The 16,207-nt window shown below is 67.5% G+C and carries 17 protein-coding genes; 8 read left to right on the forward strand and 9 right to left on the reverse strand.

Going from position 1 to position 16,207, the window contains the following annotated elements; all coding sequences use genetic code 11:
* Positions 1 to 83: 83 nt before the first annotated feature.
* The 3 genes from AC3RCC_RS21995 (at position 84) to AC3RCC_RS22005 (ending at position 4,326) form a co-directional block, all read left to right on the forward strand.
* A complete protein-coding gene (locus tag AC3RCC_RS21995; protein WP_492256585.1) occupies positions 84 to 1,946 on the forward strand; it encodes a monovalent cation:proton antiporter-2 (CPA2) family protein in 1,863 nt (620 codons plus the stop codon).
* Positions 1,943 to 3,310, forward strand: coding sequence for an MATE family efflux transporter (locus AC3RCC_RS22000; protein WP_291641224.1), 1,368 nt, complete (start codon positions 1,943 to 1,945; stop codon positions 3,308 to 3,310). Before AC3RCC_RS21995 ends, AC3RCC_RS22000 begins: the two co-directional genes overlap by 4 nt.
* 116 nt (positions 3,311 to 3,426) lie before the next feature.
* Positions 3,427 to 4,326 carry a DUF937 domain-containing protein gene (locus AC3RCC_RS22005; RefSeq protein ID WP_492256586.1) on the forward strand — a complete coding sequence of 300 codons (900 nt, stop codon included), beginning with the start codon at positions 3,427 to 3,429 and terminating at the stop codon, positions 4,324 to 4,326.
* A 116-nt stretch (positions 4,327 to 4,442) separates the two neighbouring features.
* Here the strand turns inward: AC3RCC_RS22005 and AC3RCC_RS22010 are convergent, their stop codons facing one another.
* The gene (locus AC3RCC_RS22010; protein WP_492256587.1) at positions 4,443 to 4,799 is read right to left on the reverse strand and encodes a DUF1127 domain-containing protein; all 357 of its coding nucleotides are present in this window, start codon (positions 4,797 to 4,799) and stop codon (positions 4,443 to 4,445) included.
* 168 nt (positions 4,800 to 4,967) lie between these two features.
* Here AC3RCC_RS22010 and AC3RCC_RS22015 point away from each other — a divergent pair, with 168 nt between their 5' ends.
* Complete coding sequence (locus AC3RCC_RS22015; protein ID WP_291641219.1) at positions 4,968 to 5,849, forward strand: LysR substrate-binding domain-containing protein; 882 nt, start codon at positions 4,968 to 4,970, stop codon at positions 5,847 to 5,849.
* Between the two features lie 179 nt (positions 5,850 to 6,028).
* On the opposite strand, the gene AC3RCC_RS22020 is transcribed toward AC3RCC_RS22015, so the two are convergent.
* From AC3RCC_RS22020 to AC3RCC_RS22050, 7 genes are all read right to left on the reverse strand, one after another.
* Complete coding sequence (locus AC3RCC_RS22020) at positions 6,029 to 6,565, reverse strand: TadE/TadG family type IV pilus assembly protein (RefSeq protein ID WP_291641217.1); 537 nt, start codon at positions 6,563 to 6,565, stop codon at positions 6,029 to 6,031.
* Entirely contained in the window at positions 6,562 to 7,053 is a 492-nt protein-coding gene (locus AC3RCC_RS22025; protein ID WP_291641215.1) for a TadE/TadG family type IV pilus assembly protein, read from the reverse strand. The genes AC3RCC_RS22020 and AC3RCC_RS22025 overlap by 4 nt, the downstream gene beginning before the upstream one ends.
* A 16-nt stretch (positions 7,054 to 7,069) precedes the next feature.
* Positions 7,070 to 8,125, reverse strand: coding sequence for a TadE/TadG family type IV pilus assembly protein (locus AC3RCC_RS22030; protein WP_291641213.1), 1,056 nt, complete (start codon positions 8,123 to 8,125; stop codon positions 7,070 to 7,072).
* A 251-nt stretch (positions 8,126 to 8,376) separates the two neighbouring features.
* A complete protein-coding gene (locus tag AC3RCC_RS22035; RefSeq protein WP_291644921.1) occupies positions 8,377 to 8,553 on the reverse strand; it encodes a Flp family type IVb pilin in 177 nt (58 codons plus the stop codon).
* A gap of 118 nt (positions 8,554 to 8,671) precedes the next feature.
* Complete coding sequence (locus tag AC3RCC_RS22040) at positions 8,672 to 10,051, reverse strand: glutamate--cysteine ligase (RefSeq protein ID WP_291641209.1); 1,380 nt, start codon at positions 10,049 to 10,051, stop codon at positions 8,672 to 8,674.
* 117 nt (positions 10,052 to 10,168) lie between these two features.
* Positions 10,169 to 11,335 (reverse strand): carboxylate-amine ligase, encoded by a 1,167-nt coding sequence (locus tag AC3RCC_RS22045; protein WP_452116663.1) that lies wholly within the window; start codon positions 11,333 to 11,335, stop codon positions 10,169 to 10,171.
* A 162-nt stretch (positions 11,336 to 11,497) separates the two neighbouring features.
* A complete protein-coding gene (locus AC3RCC_RS22050; protein ID WP_291641206.1) occupies positions 11,498 to 12,238 on the reverse strand; it encodes a 16S rRNA (uracil(1498)-N(3))-methyltransferase in 741 nt (246 codons plus the stop codon).
* 279 nt (positions 12,239 to 12,517) lie between these two features.
* Here AC3RCC_RS22050 and AC3RCC_RS22055 point away from each other — a divergent pair, with 279 nt between their 5' ends.
* Entirely contained in the window at positions 12,518 to 12,985 is a 468-nt protein-coding gene (locus AC3RCC_RS22055; RefSeq protein ID WP_291641204.1) for a hypothetical protein, read from the forward strand.
* Positions 12,986 to 13,003: 18 nt separating this feature from the next.
* A complete protein-coding gene (gene ubiA, locus AC3RCC_RS22060; protein ID WP_492256588.1) occupies positions 13,004 to 13,954 on the forward strand; it encodes a 4-hydroxybenzoate octaprenyltransferase in 951 nt (316 codons plus the stop codon).
* Between the two features lie 199 nt (positions 13,955 to 14,153).
* On the opposite strand, the gene AC3RCC_RS22065 is transcribed toward ubiA, so the two are convergent.
* Positions 14,154 to 14,684, reverse strand: coding sequence for a DUF6101 family protein (locus AC3RCC_RS22065; RefSeq protein ID WP_452116665.1), 531 nt, complete (start codon positions 14,682 to 14,684; stop codon positions 14,154 to 14,156).
* A gap of 245 nt (positions 14,685 to 14,929) precedes the next feature.
* Here AC3RCC_RS22065 and AC3RCC_RS22070 point away from each other — a divergent pair, with 245 nt between their 5' ends.
* Both AC3RCC_RS22070 and AC3RCC_RS22075 read left to right on the forward strand, forming a co-directional pair.
* Positions 14,930 to 15,760: a 3'(2'),5'-bisphosphate nucleotidase CysQ gene (locus AC3RCC_RS22070; protein ID WP_465247550.1), complete on the forward strand. Its 831-nt coding sequence runs from the start codon at positions 14,930 to 14,932 to the stop codon at positions 15,758 to 15,760.
* A 197-nt stretch (positions 15,761 to 15,957) separates the two neighbouring features.
* Positions 15,958 to 16,203: a DUF4170 domain-containing protein gene (locus tag AC3RCC_RS22075; protein WP_291644904.1), complete on the forward strand. Its 246-nt coding sequence runs from the start codon at positions 15,958 to 15,960 to the stop codon at positions 16,201 to 16,203.
* Positions 16,204 to 16,207: the final 4 nt, after the last annotated feature.

Below are 16,207 nucleotides of genomic sequence, written 5' to 3' on the forward strand. Positions count from 1 at the left end.
TCCCCGGCACGCCGGAGAACGCCTAGATAACCCCGATCGACCCCGCGCTCGCGCCAGGCCGCTCCCGTCAGCACGGATTCCTCATGGCCGATGCCTCGCATGTCAGCTATCTGCCGCCGATCCTGACCTTCTGTGCCGGGGCGGTGGTCGCCGTGCCGCTGTTCCGGCGCTTCGGGCTTTCAGCCGTGCTCGGCTATCTCGCCGCCGGCATCGCCATCGGCCCCTCGCTGCTGGCCGTGATCAAGGACGCGAATGCGATCCGCAGCACCGCCGAGATCGGCGTCGTCTTGCTGCTTTTCCTGGTCGGACTCGAATTGCAGCCGGCGCGGCTCTATTCGATGCGGCGAGACATCTTAGGCACCGGCCTCGCCCAGATGGTGCTCAGCGCGGGCGTGATCGGCGCCATCGCCTGGTGGCTCGGGCTCAGCCTCGGCGGCGCGGTCGCGGTCGGGCTGGCGCTCGCCCTCTCCGCCACCTCGATCGCCCTGCAACTGCTCGAGGAGCGTGGCGACGGCGCCGAGCCCTATGGCCGGCGCTGCTTCTCCGTCCTGCTCTTTCAGGACATCGCGATCGCGCCGATCCTCGCCATGCTGCCGCTGCTGGCGACGACCGGCGCGACCAATGACCAGAGCGCGATGCAGGCGCTGGCCGGGCTCGGCCTGGCCTTGCTCGCGGTCGCAGCCCTGGTGTTCGCCGGCCGCTATGCGCTGAACCCGTTCTTTCGGCTGCTGGCCAAGTCCGGCGCCCGCGAGGTGATGACCGCGGCCGCCCTGCTCGTCGTGCTCGGCGCCGCACTGGTGATGGAGAATGTCGGTCTGTCGATGGCGATGGGCGCCTTCCTCGCCGGCGTGCTGCTGGCGGATTCGCATTTCCGCCATGAGCTGGAAGCCGATATCGAGCCGTTCCGCGGCGTGCTGCTCGGCCTGTTCTTCATGGCGGTCGGCATGTCGATCGACCTCAAGCTGGTGCTCGACAATGCCCTGCTGCTGGCGCTCGCCGCCCCGGCGCTGGTGCTGTTCAAGATCGCCGCCGCCGCCGCGATCCTGCGCGCCTCCTGCTCGACCTGGAGCGAGGCGATCCGGGCCGGCGCCCTGTTGTCACCGGCCGGCGAATTCGCCTTCGTGCTGCTGCCGATGGCCGCCTCGCTCGGCCTGCTGAGCCCGCATCACGGCGCAATCGCGACCGCGCTCGCCGCGCTCAGCATGCTGATCGGCCCGATCCTCGCCAAGCTGATCGACGCCTGGCTGCTGGCGCGCGCGGCACCGCCGGAAGAGATCGAGGAGGATTTCAGCGGCACCGCGCCTTCCGTGCTGGTGATCGGCTTCGGCCGCTTCGGCCAGGTGGTGACGCAGGCGCTGCTGCTGCAGCACATCGACGTCACCGTCATCGATGCCGATGTCGAGCGCATCCGCTCCGCCGCCAAGTTCGGCTTCAAGATCTATTACGGCGACGGCACGCGGCTCGACGTGCTGCGCGCCGCCGGAGCAGGCAAGGCCAAGATCGTCTGCATCTGCATCGACGACCGCGAGGCGGCGCTGCGGATCGTCGAGATGGCCAAGGCGGAATTCCCGACGGTACGCCTGCATGCCCGCGCCTTCGACCGCGTCCACGCCATCGACCTGATGCGCGCCGATGTCGACTACCTGATGCGTGAGACCTTCGAATCGGCGCTCGGCTTCAGCCGCGTGACCCTGGAGGGGCTCGGGCTCGACTATGAGGAGGCCAGCGTAGTGATCGAGAATGTGCGCGAGCGCGACGCCCAGCGCATGGAAATCCAGTTCAACGAAGGCATCGCCGCCGGGCTGCACAAGGTGCCGCGCGTCTCGCCCGAGCCGCTGGTCAGACCCAAGGCCAAGCCGAAAGCCCTATCAGAGGAGACCCGCGAGGTCATCGAGGATGGCGGCGCCCAGGTGGCGGTCGGCGGTGTCGGAGAACCGGCCACGTGAACGCCCCCAGCAAAAGCCCGGCCGTCTTCGTCACCGGCTCGACCCTGCGCCATGTCGCGGTGATGACCGCGACCGCCTCCGTCGGCCTGATGGCGGTGTTCATCGTCGACCTGTTGTCGCTGCTCTATGTCTCGCGGCTGGGCCGGCCGGCGGCGACGGCCGGCGTCGGCTACGCCACCATTGTTCTCTACCTCGTCGTCTCCTTCAATGTCGGGCTGATGATCGCGGTGACCGCCCTGACGGCGCGCGCGCTCGGCGCCGGGGACCGCGCCGGCGCACGCCGGCTGGCGGCGTCATCGCTCGCCCTGATGGGCGCCGCGGCTTTCGTGCTGAGCGGCCTGATCCTGCCGCTGCTGCCCTGGCTGCTGACACGGCTCGGCGCGCAGGGCGAGGCCTATGCCGTCGCCCACTCCTTCCTGTGGATCACCTTGCCGGCGAACGTGCTGATGGCGCTCGGCATGGGCTTTTCCGGCATATTGCGTGCCGTCGGCGACGCCAGGCGGGCGATGTATGTCACGCTTTCCGGCGGCATCGTCATCGCCGGGCTCGACCCGCTGCTGATCTTCGGCCTCGGGCTCGGGCCGGACGGCGCCGCCATGGCGACGGTGATCTCGCGGCTGGTCCTGGTCGCGGTCGGCTATCATGGCGCGGTCAAGGTCCACGGCATCGTAGCGCGCCCGACGCTTGCCGCGGTGCGCGCCGATATCGGCCGCTCCCTCTCGATCGCCGCGCCGGCGATCCTGACCAATCTCTCGGCCCCGATCGCCAACGCCTTCTTCGCCAGCATCATCGCCCGCTTCGGCGACCAGGCGATCGCCGCCACCGCAATCATCGACCGGCTCGTGCCGGTGGCGTTCGGTGCCTTGTTCGCCCTGTCCGGCGCGATCGGGCCGATCCTCGGCCAGAACTGGGGGGCGCTGCGCTTCGACCGGATGCGCCGGGCGCTGACCGACTCGGTCTGCTTCGCCGCCGGCTGCGTCGCCCTCGCCTGGCTGCTGCTGGTGCTGCTGCGCCATCCGCTCACCACCCTGTTCGATGCGAGCGGCGAGACGGCGGAGATCGTCGTGTTCTTCTGCCTGATCTCCGGCCCGATGTGGCTCTTCGTCGGCGCGCTCTTCGTCGCCAACGCCGCCTTCAACAATCTCGGCATGCCGCTCTATTCGACGGTGTTCAGCTGGGGCCGGGCGACGCTCGGCACCGTACCGATGGCGTTCATCGGCGCCCATTATGCCGGGCCGAAGGGCGCGCTCGCAGGGGTCGCGCTCGGTGCGGTGCTGTTCGGCGTGCTGGCGCTGGTCTTCGCCTATCGCGCGATCGGCAAGCTGGAGCGGCGAGCGGCGGCACAAACGGCCTCGCTTGCCTGATGCCACCCGGCTGATATCGTCCGGGCGATGGCTGGCGCGAACTCCGACGGTTCGACCGATCCCGGTCGAACGGAAAGCGCGCCGGTGGCGGGACCGAACCCGCAAGGGAGCATGCCATGATGAACCTGTTCGAGATGATGCAGTCGGCTCAGAACGGCCAGGCCATGCAGAACCTGGCGCGGCAATACGGCCTCTCCCAGCAACAGACCCAGGCCGCGCTCGACGCCTTGCTGCCGGCCTTCTCGATGGGGCTGCAGCGCCAGACGCAGAACCCCTACGCCTTCGGCAATCTCGCGCAGATGATGACGGCGACGCCCTTCGGCCAGATGTACGACACCGATGGCGACGGCATTCCCGATTCCGCGGCGCCGATGGGCAATGACGTGCTGAGCCAGCTCTTCGGCTCCAAGGAGGTCAGCAATGCCATCACCGCCCAGGCGGCCGCCACCAGCGGCGTCGGCCAGGCGATTCTGAAGCAGATGCTGCCGGTGATCGCCGCGATGGTGATGGGCGGGCTGTCCAGATCGGCCGGCAATCAGGGGCTCGGCGGCATTCTCGGCCAGTTCGCCGAGATGATGCGCGGGCAGGCGCCGAGCCAGCCGAAGCCGGGCATGCAGGCCAGCCCCGGCAACCCGCTCGAAGCGATTCTCGGCGGTCTGTTCGGCGGTCAGACGCCGGCGGCCGGGCAGGCGCAAGGAGGCGGCCCGTTCGGCGGCGCGCCGATGCCGGGCAACCCGGCCGATATGGGCAATATCTTCGGCCAGATTCTGACCGGCATGTTCGGCGGCGGCCAGCCGTCGCAGGAGGGGGCCAAGCCCGCACCGCAGCGGCGCCAGCCGGAACCAGAGCCGGAGCCCGAGCAGCCGGCACCCTCCGGCGAGACGGGGCCGGGCTCGATCGGCCTCGATGCGCTCAACCAGATGTTCGAGCATGGCCGCAAGGTGCAGGACAGCCACCAGGATGCGCTGAAGTCGATCTTCGATGCGATGCTGGGCGGCGGGCAGCGCCGCGCCTGACATTGGCAGAGGCCGGCCGTGTCGATACCGGCCGCGGCTCCGTCATTCCGGGCATCGCCCATAAAAAAGGGCGGTAGCCGAAGCCACCGCCCGCAGGAACGCGTCACGCCAAGGGGTCAGGCGTTGCACGCGATCTCGATGGCCCGCGCTGCCCGCGCCGGCTGGGTTACGGCCTGTCGAAGCCCGACTTCTCGCCGGCGCGCAGCGGCCGATTGCTGCTGCGCCGAGCGGGCGGAGAGAACGACAGAGGGATCGCGCAGCCAGGAGGTCGCGAGCGCGCCTTCGACATCGGAGCGAACGAGACCGATATCCTTGAGGCCGCGCTCGTCGAGTTCGCCGAGCTGCATGACCTCGCGGCGGTGAACCCAGGCGCGGATCAGGTTTTTGACGCCGATGACCGTCCGGGTGGCTGCACGCGTCACGCTACCGCCAAGGGCAGACAGGGACTTCGCGGCATAGGTCATGATCAGCATGACGGCCTCCTGGGGTTGATCGGCGGATCGGATCATCCGGACCGGCTGGACGCGCCATGACAGGAGCCGGAGAATGACCCAAAGGTAAGTCCCCGCTGGCCATCAGCCAAACGAATGATTATGATGTTTGGCACAATTAATTTTGATATTCCTCCGGGGGATGCCGGCATGGCCCATGTGCTCGACGCCGACCAGCTCAAGACCTTCGTCGCCATCGCCGATACAGGCTCCTTCACCCGCGCGGCCGAGATCGTCTTCAAGACGCAATCGGCGGTCTCGATGCAGATGAAGCGGCTCGAGGAACGCGTCGGACGGCCGCTCTTCGGCCGTGACGGGCGCCATGCCAAGCTGACCGAAGATGGCGAGCGCCTGCTCGACTATGCCCGCCGGATCGTCCGGCTGAACCTGGAATGCGTCGCCAGCTTCACCGAGGCCGATCTCAAGGGCCGTATCAGACTCGGCGTGCCCGACGATTATGCCGACCGCTACCTGCCGGAGATCCTGGCCCGCTTCGCCCGCTCGAACCCGCGCACCGAAGTCACCGTCGTCTGCGAGCCGACGCCGATGTTGGCCGAGCGGATCGCGACCGGCGATATCGACCTTGCGATCATCACCCATGTCGAGGGACGCGGCCAGGGCGAGATCATCCGCATCGAGCCGCTGCTCTGGGTGACCTCGGCCCGCCACTGCGTGCATGAGGAGGACCCGCTGCCATTGGCCCTGGGGCGTCCGACCTGCAATTGGCGGCAGGCGGCGGTCGAGGCGTTGGAGCACAAGGGACGGCGCTTCCGCGTGCTCTATGCCAGCTGGAACTCGACCGCGGTCGGCGCGGCGGTGGTCGCGGGGCTCGCCGTCTCGGTGCTGCCGGAGAGCGCCGTCAGGCCCGGCATGCGCATCCTCGGCGCCTCGGAAGGCTATGCCAGCCTGCCCTCCTGCAAGATCGGCCTGCTGCGGACCCGGCACGACCCGTCGATCCTCTCGAACGCGCTCGCCGAGCACATCATTCAGAGCCTCGACAATCTGCAGAGCTTCAAGACCGCGGCGGAGTAGGCTTGGCGCGCGGACAAGCGCCTTGGCGACCGCGAGCATTTTGAGCGGAGCGGCTAGATCGCCGCGCGTCCATTCGGACGCGGTTACGTGATCTATCATTTTGTTATCGCATCGGAATTTTCCGAAAAGTGGATTCCACTTTTCGGTCCGATGCTATAGTCGATTCGCTCGAAAATGCTCTAGTAGCGCGCCTCACGCAGCCTGAGCGCCACCGTGGCAGCAGTGAAGGTCTTGGTGCGGAGTCCGAACTGCTCTGCAAAGCCGAGGATGAGCGGCTCGTGGCGATAGGACGCGCGGACGACGACGCCATGGTCTTCGTTCTGGAGCGTCGCCAATGCCGAGGCATTCGCTTCGGCGGTCAGATAGGTCATCGTGCCGACACCGACCAGGATCGTGTTGTTCTTGCGCGTGATCGCCGCCGAACCCACCTCGATTCCGGTCTTGCCGGGCAGGACGTTGGCGATCTTGGCATTGATCTGCTGGCCGGTCACGGCGGCGAGCGTCTCGTCGGTCTGCGAGGCCAGCACCAGCGCCGCTTCCGCGGTGAAGCGCGTGATGTCGCGCTGGATGGTGAAGGCCTGCGAAAGGTCGACGGCAGCGGCCAGCGTCATGAACAACAGGGTGCCGATCAGACCGAACTCGACGGCGGCCATGCCCTGCTCGTCCCGCAGCATGCGGCGCGGGCTGCGCCAACGAAACCTTGCCGAGATCATCATGACGGCCTCGCATAGAGTGCGGAGCCCGACACGCTCAGATCAGGCAGCCCGGGCACGAAGGTCACGACCGGAACACGCGCCCGGATCAGCATCGGCGTGCCAGCGGTCGCGCTGGAGAAAGTGGCGCCGATCGCCTGGACCGCTCCGCCATAAGCAGAGAGAGGCTGCGTCTCGAGGCGGATGTTCGCAACGCAGTTGTCCGCGATCACGAGTCGCCCGCAGATCTGGGTGATGACGGCGCTACGGTTTCCGGCCAGGGTCTGAGCGTTGTTGCCGGTCGCGGCATCGGAAACCGCGTCATGCAGGTTCATCTGCGTCAGGAAGACCAGAGCGAACTGCAGCACCGCCAGCAGCCCGGTGATGAAGACCACGCCGACAAAGGCGAATTCGACCGCTGCGGAGCCACGCGCATCGCCCGCGAAGGCGCGCAACCGGCTCGCCAGCCGCAAGATGAGGCCCGGCAGAGTGATCGATCGGGGATAGCGCATCACCGTCGCCACTCCGTCACGGACAGGTCTTGGTGCAGAAGCGGATGTAGTCGATCAGCCCGCCATAGGTATCCTCGCGCCCGGCTGCCTGGAACTGCAGCCTGTACTTATCGCCGGCTTTTAGGTTCCGGAAGATGATCTTCCGCTCAGTCCATTGGTCAGTGTGGACGCAGGTGTCGACGGCGTTCGAGGCCGCCGAGGAAAAGCCACTCGACTTCGCGAAGAAGACCTCGATCCGGTTGGTCTGCCCCTCCCAGGTCGCATTATTGAGCGCATTCCAGACCGCAGTCGACGAGTCCTTGTAAGCGCAGTAGACCTTGCCGGCATAGGCTGGATTGCGAACGCGCGAGATGTACCAGTAGCGCAGCTCGTAATCGCCATTGGCTGGGAGAGTTATCTCCCGCCACATTGACGAATTGGTCCGGCAGTTCGACGTGTAGCAATGCGAGTCGAGCTCGGCGAAGAAATTGCCGAAACGGATCTCGTTGCCGGAGAGCTGCGGAATGCCGTTGATCTCGATGCCGCCCTTGCCGCTCTGCGTAGACCATCCATTCCAGTTGTTCAGGACCGTCCAGCTGTTCGACGCGACGTTGTGGTTGGTCTCGAAGGACTCCACCAGAAGCACCGTTCCCGGCGTCGTCGTGGACACCGGCAGCATGTCGCAATTGCGGACGATCCCGAGCGGGACGTTCTCGAAGCCGAGCACCCCACCGAAAACGTTGGCGCTGTTGCCCGACGCCCGGATGGTGATGATGTTGTTGGCGATGCTGGCGCTGACCGTCACACCGGACAGCCCGCTGCCCGTCACCTTGCTGTTCGTGATGTCGGTCACTACCGGCACGTAGTTCGCGTTCGGATCAGCGTTGGCCTGGCTCTGCCGGTACCTGATCTCGTGCGTCGACTGCTGGCAGCCGAGTTCGACCGCGCTGGCGATGCGCTGCCGCTGGGCGGCGGCGCGGGTCAGGTCGATGCCGCCACCGACAGCGAGCATCAGTGCCGGCAGACCGAGCCCGAAGATCAGCGCGGTCGAGCCGCGGGTGTCCTTCAGGAAGCTGCGAAACAGGGGCATCATTCCAAAGCCTCGCGGAAAGCGTCGAAAACACAGCGCGACGATGCGAAAACCGTAGCCGGCCGCAAATTGACAAAATCTTGCGCGGGCTCGTGAAAACCGGGGCTATCAGCGCATAAGTGGGCCTGTTCGGCCGCTGCAGCCTGAATATGGTAAAGTTTAGCGAAACTTCGTTGCGTAATTTCCGGCCCAATCGGCCAGCCGCTTTCGGCCGCATGACGAGGACGCGTCGTGCAGCGCGCAGCTCGTTGCCCTCAGGGCGCCAGACCGGCCGCGGCCGCGAAGAAATATCGGGAAAGGGTCGTGCCGATCGTCGTCGCGCCGGCAATGCAGGCGAGCGAGATCATGCCGGCGATCAGGCAATACTCGATCGCCGTGGCGCCACGGTCGTCGTGCAGAAAGTCGCGAGCAAGGGCGAAAATCGGCTTCATGCCGCCATTTCTAGCGGCAAGCTGCGGAGAATTCGTTAATCGGAAGCGCAAAATTCGGAGGTAAGCGCAGTTTTCCGCCGAAGTCGCGACGCGGGAGGCGTTACATTGTCCCGCCGCCTCACAGCACCAGCTCGGAGAAGACAGGATCGATCCGGCCGCCCCAGGCGCCCTGCTGGCGCACGGCGAGCCGCTCGGCGAGGCTGCGGCCGCTCTCGGCGATGGCCATGACCGGCTCGAGGTAAGAGGTCTCGTCGCGCCCCTGTGCATCGAGACGGGCGCGCCGCGCCAGCCCAGCCCGCACCAGCTCGACGACCTCGCGCGCGATGTCGCGCAGCGGCCGGCCAGCGATCCTGGCATTGAGCCCGGCCTTGGGCACATCGTCGCGCAGGCGCTGGCGCTCCTCGGCGTTCCAGCCCCGGACGAGGTCCCAGGCCGCGGCGAGCGAAGCCTCGTCATAGAGCAGCCCGACCCAGAAGGCCGGGAGCGCGTTCAGCATCTCGACCGGGCCCGCATCGGCGCCGCGCATCTCGATATAGCGCTTCAGCCGCACCTCCGGGAACAAGGTGGAGAGGTGATTGGCCCAGTCCGACATGGTCGCGCATTCGCCCGGCAACTGCGCAAGGCGGCCGGCGAGCAGGTCGCGGAAGGAAGCGCCGGTGACGTCGTGATAGACGTCGCCGCGCTTGACGAAATACATGGGAACGTCGAGCGCCCAGTCGACATAGGCCTCGTAGGACATCGCCTCGTCGAAGGCGAAGGGCAGCATGCCGGCGCGGGCATTGTCGGTGTCACGCCAGATCTCGGACCGCATCGACTGCAGGCCGTTGAGCTTACCCTCGCTGAAGGGCGAGGCGGCGAAGAGCGCGGTCGCGAGCGGCTGCAAGGCAAGCGAGACGCGCAGCTTCGCCACCATGTCGGCCTCGCTGGCGAAGTCGAGATTCACCTGCACGGTCGAGGTGCGGAACATCATGTCGAGGCCGCGCGTGCCGACCTTCGGCATGTAGTTCGCCATGATCTTGTAGCGCCGCTTCGGCATCACCGGCGTCTGCTCGCGGGTCCAGAGCGGCGAATGCCCGAGCCCGAGGAAGCGGATGCCATGCGGCTCAGCGACCGCGTGGAGGTCGGCGAGATGCGCCGCGAGTTCCGCGGCAGTTTCGTGGATGCTGTCGACCGGCGCGCCCGAGAGCTCGAACTGGCCACCCGGCTCGAGCGAGATCGCTCCGCCGCCATCGGGCCCGGCGAGGCCGATGACATGGCCATCATCGAGGATCGGCTCCCAGCCGAGCCGCTCCTGCATGCCGTCGAGCAGGGCACGGATTCCGCCGCGCCCGGCTTTGCCCTCATAGGGCACCGGGCTCAGATCGTCGGCATAGAACGGGAATTTCTCATGCTCAGTCCCCAGCCTGAACCGGGAAGCGGGCTTCTCGCCTTCGGCGATCCAGCCGATCAGTTCGGCCTTCGAGCTGATCGGAGTGGAATCGGAGACGTCGCGGGCCATCAGGCACTCCGGCAGGGAAGGCTTCGGAGCGCCAGACATAGGCGAGCGTCACGGCAACCACAACGACCACGGATGCGGGGTCGGGGTCACAATCTTGCCAAAATGCATGATCGCCGATCAGGCGGCTCCGCGCATGCTGATCCCGGCATCGCCATTGCCGCCGGCGCGCGTCTGCGCCGCGAGCCAATCGACCACGGCGCGCATCCCTGCCTCCTGGCCGCCACTGCCAGCGCGCGCCTCCTCGAAAATGGCGAGCTGCATATCGGCGCTGGTGCCGCCGGCGACGATGCCGCGGCAAGCCGCAAGGTCGGCGCCGCAACCCAGCGCGGCGGCGTCCTCGCCCAGCATCGCCAGCACTTCCTCGAGGACTTCGCCGACCGGGCGCATGGCGCGCCGGGCTTCGCAGACGAAGCCTCCATGCAGACCATAGCGCTGCGCCCGCCAGATATTCTCGGCCGCTATGGCACGCGAGGCCGCGGTCAGCCTGCCATTGAGATCCGGCTTGCGGGCGAGATGGCGCACCAGGCAGCGATAGAGCGCGGCAATGGCGAGGGTATCGTCGAGCCTGGTGCAGCTGTCGGCAACGCGCAGCTCCAGCGTCGGATGCTTTTCCGAGGGGCGGATCGACCACCAGACGAAGCTCGTATCGCGAATCGTCCCGGAGGCGACCATGGTGTCGATATAGGCGCGGTAATCGGCTGCGCTGGTGAACAGTTCCGGCAGGCCGGTGCGCGGCAATTCTGCATAGGCGCACAGGCGATAGCCCATCAGCCCGGTACGCCGCCCCTGCCAGAAGGGCGAGGAGGTCGACAGCGCCAGCAGCAGCGGCAGAAAGGGCAGCATCCGCACCATGATACCGATGCGCAGGTCCTCGTCCGGCACTTCGACATGGACATGCAGGCCGCAGAGCTGATTGCGGCTGCCGAGCATCTGCAAATCGCGCATGATGCCGTCATAGCGTTTGGCCTCGGTCGCACGCTGGCGCGACCAGGCGGCGGTTGGGTGCGTTCCGCAGGCGAGCAGCAGCATGTCGTGGTCGCGCGCGATCGCCGCGAGCCCGGCCCGCAGCCGCGACAGCGACAGCCGCGCCTGGGCCATGTTCTCGCAGACCGGCGTCATGACCTCGATCTGGGATTGCAGCATCTCGCTCTGCAATTCGTTCGGAAAAGCGGCCTGGGCCGCCTCGATGAAACGCGGCGAGATCTTGCGCGCGATGCCGCGGCTCTCGGCCTCGGAAAGAAAATACTCTTCCTCGATGCCGAAACGATAGGCGCTGGTCGCCATGGTCCGCTCCCCCTTCCCGGTGCCCCATTCGTTCGGGTGCGCCAGACTGCCCGTCATTGAGTCGGAACTGCGACCATGGTCGCAGTTCCTGTGCTCAACGTACAACGCGTGCGCCGCGTTCCACGGCTCGGGCCGCAGACCGCTTCGCGCAAATGCCCGGCGCTATTGGCTTATCCAGTCGCCGAGCGTCGCCTGGACGAGCGCCAGCGCGGCGACCGCGGCCGTGTCGGCGCGCAGGATGCGCGGGCCGAGCGAGAGCCGCAGCGTGCGCTCGCGAGCGAGCACCAGAGCGCGCTCCGATTCGTCGAAACCACCTTCCGGACCGATCAGCAGCGCAAGCTTGCCACGCGGGGCGGACTGGAGCGCTGCGACCGGCCCTTCGGGCGCGGATGCCTCGTCGCAGAACACCAGCAGGCGCTCGGGCTCGAGCCCTGCCAGCGCGTCAGCCAGCGGCAGTTCGGGACGAATCTGCGGCAAGCAGAGAATGCCGCACTGCTCCGCCGCCTCAACGGTATTGGCTGCGAGACGCTCGAGATTGAGGCGCGAGACCTGGGTGTGGCGGGTCAGGACCGGCTGGAGCACGCCCGCCCCCATCTCGACCGCCTTCTGCGCCATGTAGTCCAGCCGAGCATGCTTCAGCGGCGCGAACATATAGACCAGATCGGCGGCCGGCGGCTGGACGCGGACCTGGCGCTGCGCCTCCAGCCGGGCCTGCTTGCGGCCTTCCACCCGGATCGCGCAGAGCCATTCGCCGTCGCGCCCGTTGAAGGCCAGGATCGCGTCATCGCTGCGCAGGCGCAGGACGTTGAGCAGATAATTCGCCTGGTCGCGGGCGAGTTCGATGGTCCCACCCGGCACGAGCGCCGCTTCGCAAAAAAGCCTGTGCTTGGAAAAATCGCGCATCCGTCGTCGGTCCGTCCTGGTGGCGCGCCGTGCGCCAGCCGGGATCGGCCGGTGCGGGCGGGCGCGCCTGACCAGATAGGACAGGCGATCGGCGATCACAAAGCGAAGCTGCCGCCAAGGTCGATTTTGTAGCTCCGGACGCGAAAGTCGCCACAATCGGCGGCTATCGGCAAGCGCGTCGTCACCAAATGCGAGCCGGCACTTTGCGGTGCGCGGGCGTGGCTGTTATGGAGACCACGGCGCCGGGACGGCGCGGGTGGAAGAATTCGGAGCGGGATGATGCGGCGATACGCAACCCTGAAGCTGGCTGTGGCGCTGGCGGGCGCTGGCCTGGCCCAGCCGGTGCTGGCACAGGCGCCCTCCGGTTGCGAGAACATGCAGAAGCTGCTGCAGGAGCGCCAGTCGATCGTGCAGGGGCTCAACGCCTCCAGCAAATCGAAGCGCAAACTTACTCCCCAGCAGGCCTGCAGCACGCTCGGCCGCCTCGTCAACAACGGCAACGCCACGCTCAAATTCGCGACCGCCAACCAGGACTGGTGCCAGATTCCGCCGAGCTTCATCGACGGGATGAAGGCGGACAACGAGAAGGCCGCGACAATCCGCAACCAGGCCTGCAATGCCGTCAAGCAGCATGCCGCGATGCAGCGCCGGGCCCAGCAGCAGGCGCAGCAGCAGAGCGCCAACCCGTTCGGCGGCTCGGACACGCTGACCGGCGGCCCGATGCGGGTGCCGCAAGGAGCGCTCTGACCCGAAGGCCCGCTTGCCATGGCGTCTTCGCCCGAAATCGCCGATGCGCCACTGCCCGACGCGCTGAGCGGCCACTGGGTCGACACGCGCGCGCCGCGCCGGTTGCGGCCCTATCTGAAGCTTGCCCGGATCGAGCGCCCGATCGGCTGGTGGCTGCTGTTGCTGCCGTGCTGGTGGGCGGCCGGACTGGCCGCGATCGCCGCGGGCATGCCCTTCCCGAAACTCTGGCACGTCCTGCTCTTCCTGATCGGCGCGATCGTGATGCGGGCGGCCGGCTCGACATTCAACGACATCGTCGACCGCAAGCTTGATGCCCAGGTGGCACGCACCCGCGGCCGTCCCCTGCCCTCGGGGCAAGTCAGCGCGCGCGCCGCAGCCCTGTTCATGCTCGGCCTGTCGCTGGCGGGCCTGCTGGTCCTGCTGCAGTTCAACGCCTTTACGATCGCGGCCGGCATCGCCTCGCTCGGCATCGTCGCGATCTACCCGTTCATGAAGCGCATCACCAACCTGCCGCAATTCGTGCTCGGCCTCGCCTTCTCCTGGGGCGGGCTGGTCGGTTGGAGCGCCGTCTTCGGCCGGCTCGACGCGCCTGCCTACCTGATCTATTTCGCCGCGGTGTTCTGGACCATCGGCTACGACACGGTCTACGCGATGCAGGACATCGAGGACGACGTCATCGCCGGCATCAAGTCGAGCGCACGCTATTTCGGCCACTACACGCAGCAGGCGGTCGGGGGCTGCTATGCGGCGGCCGCCCTGCTGGCGGGCCTCGCAACCTGGCTGGCCGGCGGGGGCATCGTCGCCTTCACCGGGCTTTTCCTGTTCGCGGCCCATCTCGCCTGGCAGGTCCGCCTGATCGGCGGCGCCGACGGACCGACCGCGCTGATGCTGTTCCGATCCAATCGCAATGCCGGCCTTATCCTCGCCGCCGGCTTCGCGCTCGATGCAGCCGCCAAGGCAGTGTTCTAGGACCAGCAACTCCTCGCGGACCGATGCGCATCTCAGCCACGACGTCCCATAGGCCCGTGTCCGAATTTCCAGCGCGCTCCGACGTAGCGGAGCGGCTTGCGAGTGACAGCACTCTCAACACCCCAAATGGATCAGGCCGAGGCTCGCCATGCGAGCCCCGGCCTGTCGATCTGGTCCGTTGTAACCGACGCAGTCGGTGTCAACCCGACAGGATTTCGCCCTGGATGACCACCGGCCGCTCTGCGAAACAGCCGGTCTTGCGGCGCGTCAGGAAGCGCGGTCGCCGGCCGGCCAGCAACGCATAGCGGCGCCGGATGCGGACCGGCCCGAGCGCGACCCGGCCGAGCTGCGGAAACGGCTCGGTGACGACGCCGTCACTGGTCTCGAGCAGCAGCGGCAACCCGCTGGAGCGGCCAAAGCTGCGCCAGGTGGCCACGGCCTCGTCCTCATCGAGCACGGCGATCGTGACCGAGCGGCCATCGCCGGCGGTCAGAGCGAGCTGGAAGCGCGCTTCCTCACCCTCGGCGCCGGCCAGGCGCAAGGCGATGCCGCGCCAGCCCGTCCCGCCGCGCAGGATGCGGACCGGGCCAAGGCGCTCGATCCGCGGCGCCTCCGCCTGATGCGAGGGCGCCCCTTGCGTCCTGAAGGGCTGCCCATTGAAGTTGGTGACGCCGCCAGGGCTGGCCGGCTGAAAGCCGATCTCCCCGGCGGCTGGCGTGACGCTTGCCATCGATTTAACGCCTCTCTCAATTCCCTGCTGCCCGGAACCCTCTGTCATTGCGGGGTTCTCGTGCTGTGCAGGCTGAGATTGGCGGCCGGAGCCTGTCCGAGCGCTTAAGAGCTTCGGTTAAACAAAGGTATCGGCGGGGTTTTCGGAGCGGATCGGGCCGCTTTTCCCCCTGATGCTTGACGAAATCTTTCGCGAGGAGGCCGCATTTTTCCTTGTCCCGCCACGCGCGAGGCCCATAACGAAGCATGATGCAGCCAAATTCGCTTCCCCTCGCCCGCGATCTCCTGCCCGCCATCCGCTCTGCCTGCCTCGAGGCGGGACAGCTCGCGCTCGACCTCTTCCGCCCCGGCGAGAAGACGGCGGCACGCACCTGGTCGAAGGCCGGCGGCTCGCCGGTGACCGAAGCCGATATCGGCGTCGACACCTTCCTGCACATCAGGCTGGCCGAGCTTCTGCCGGCAGCCGGCTGGCTCTCCGAAGAGACGGCCGATGACGCGCTGCGCCTGTCGCGACGCTTCGTCTGGGTCGTCGACCCGATCGACGGCACCCGCGCCTATATGGCGGGCTCGCCGGACTGGGCGGTCTGCGTCGCGCTGCTCGAGGACGGCATCCCGATTGCCGGCGTGGTTCACGCCCCCGCCAGCCGCGCCAGCTATGCGGCGCTGCGCGGCGGCGGCGCATCGCGCAATGACGCGCCGATCCGCACCAGCGGCGTCAGCGATCTCGCAGCAGCGCGGATCGCCGGGCCGAAGCCGATGCTCGACGCGCTCGCACGGCAGGGAAGCTTCGTCGCCGTCGACAAGATTCCCTCGCTCGCGCTCAGACTGACACGGATTGCCGATGCCAGCATCGATGCCGGGCTCGTCTCGCCGGATTCACGCGACTGGGACCTTGCCGCCGCCGATCTCGTGCTGAGCGAGGCCGGCGGAAAGCTGACCACCGCCGAAGGCGCACCGGTGCGCTATAATCAGGCGCATCCGGTCCATGGCATGCTGGTGGCATCCGGCGCAGCACTCCTGCCGCCGCTCGACCAGGCTCTGCGCCGCATGCGCGAGGCCATCTCGGAGCGCGGCTGAGCACCGCCAGCGGCGCAATGCGACCATTGGCGCGTCATTACAACGGAAAATGCCCGAAATCGGCGCTCGCGCGCGGCGCGCGAATGGCGTAACTGAACGCGCGGCCGCTGATGGCGCGAGGTCGCCCGGAGCGGTTTCGGGCCCCGCCTTCAGCTTTCTCTCGCTGGGGAGCCCGCCAGCCGGAAACGGAGGAGTCGATGAGCGCGAGCCGGGAAAACAAGCAGTTGCTGCATCTGGTGATCGGCGGCGAACTGAGCGCGCTCGACGGCGTCGAGTTCAAAGACCTCTCCAAGCTCGACATCGTCGGCGTGTACCCGAATTACGCTGCCGCGCATGCGGCCTGGAAGGCCAAGGCCCAGGCCACGGTCGACCAGGCGCAGACCCGCTATTTCGTCGTGCATCTGCACCGGCTGCTCGACCCGTCGACGGCGCCGCAAGGCTGAACAG

It is taken from the genome of Allobosea sp. GW823-FHT01F03 (genome assembly GCF_058798075.1).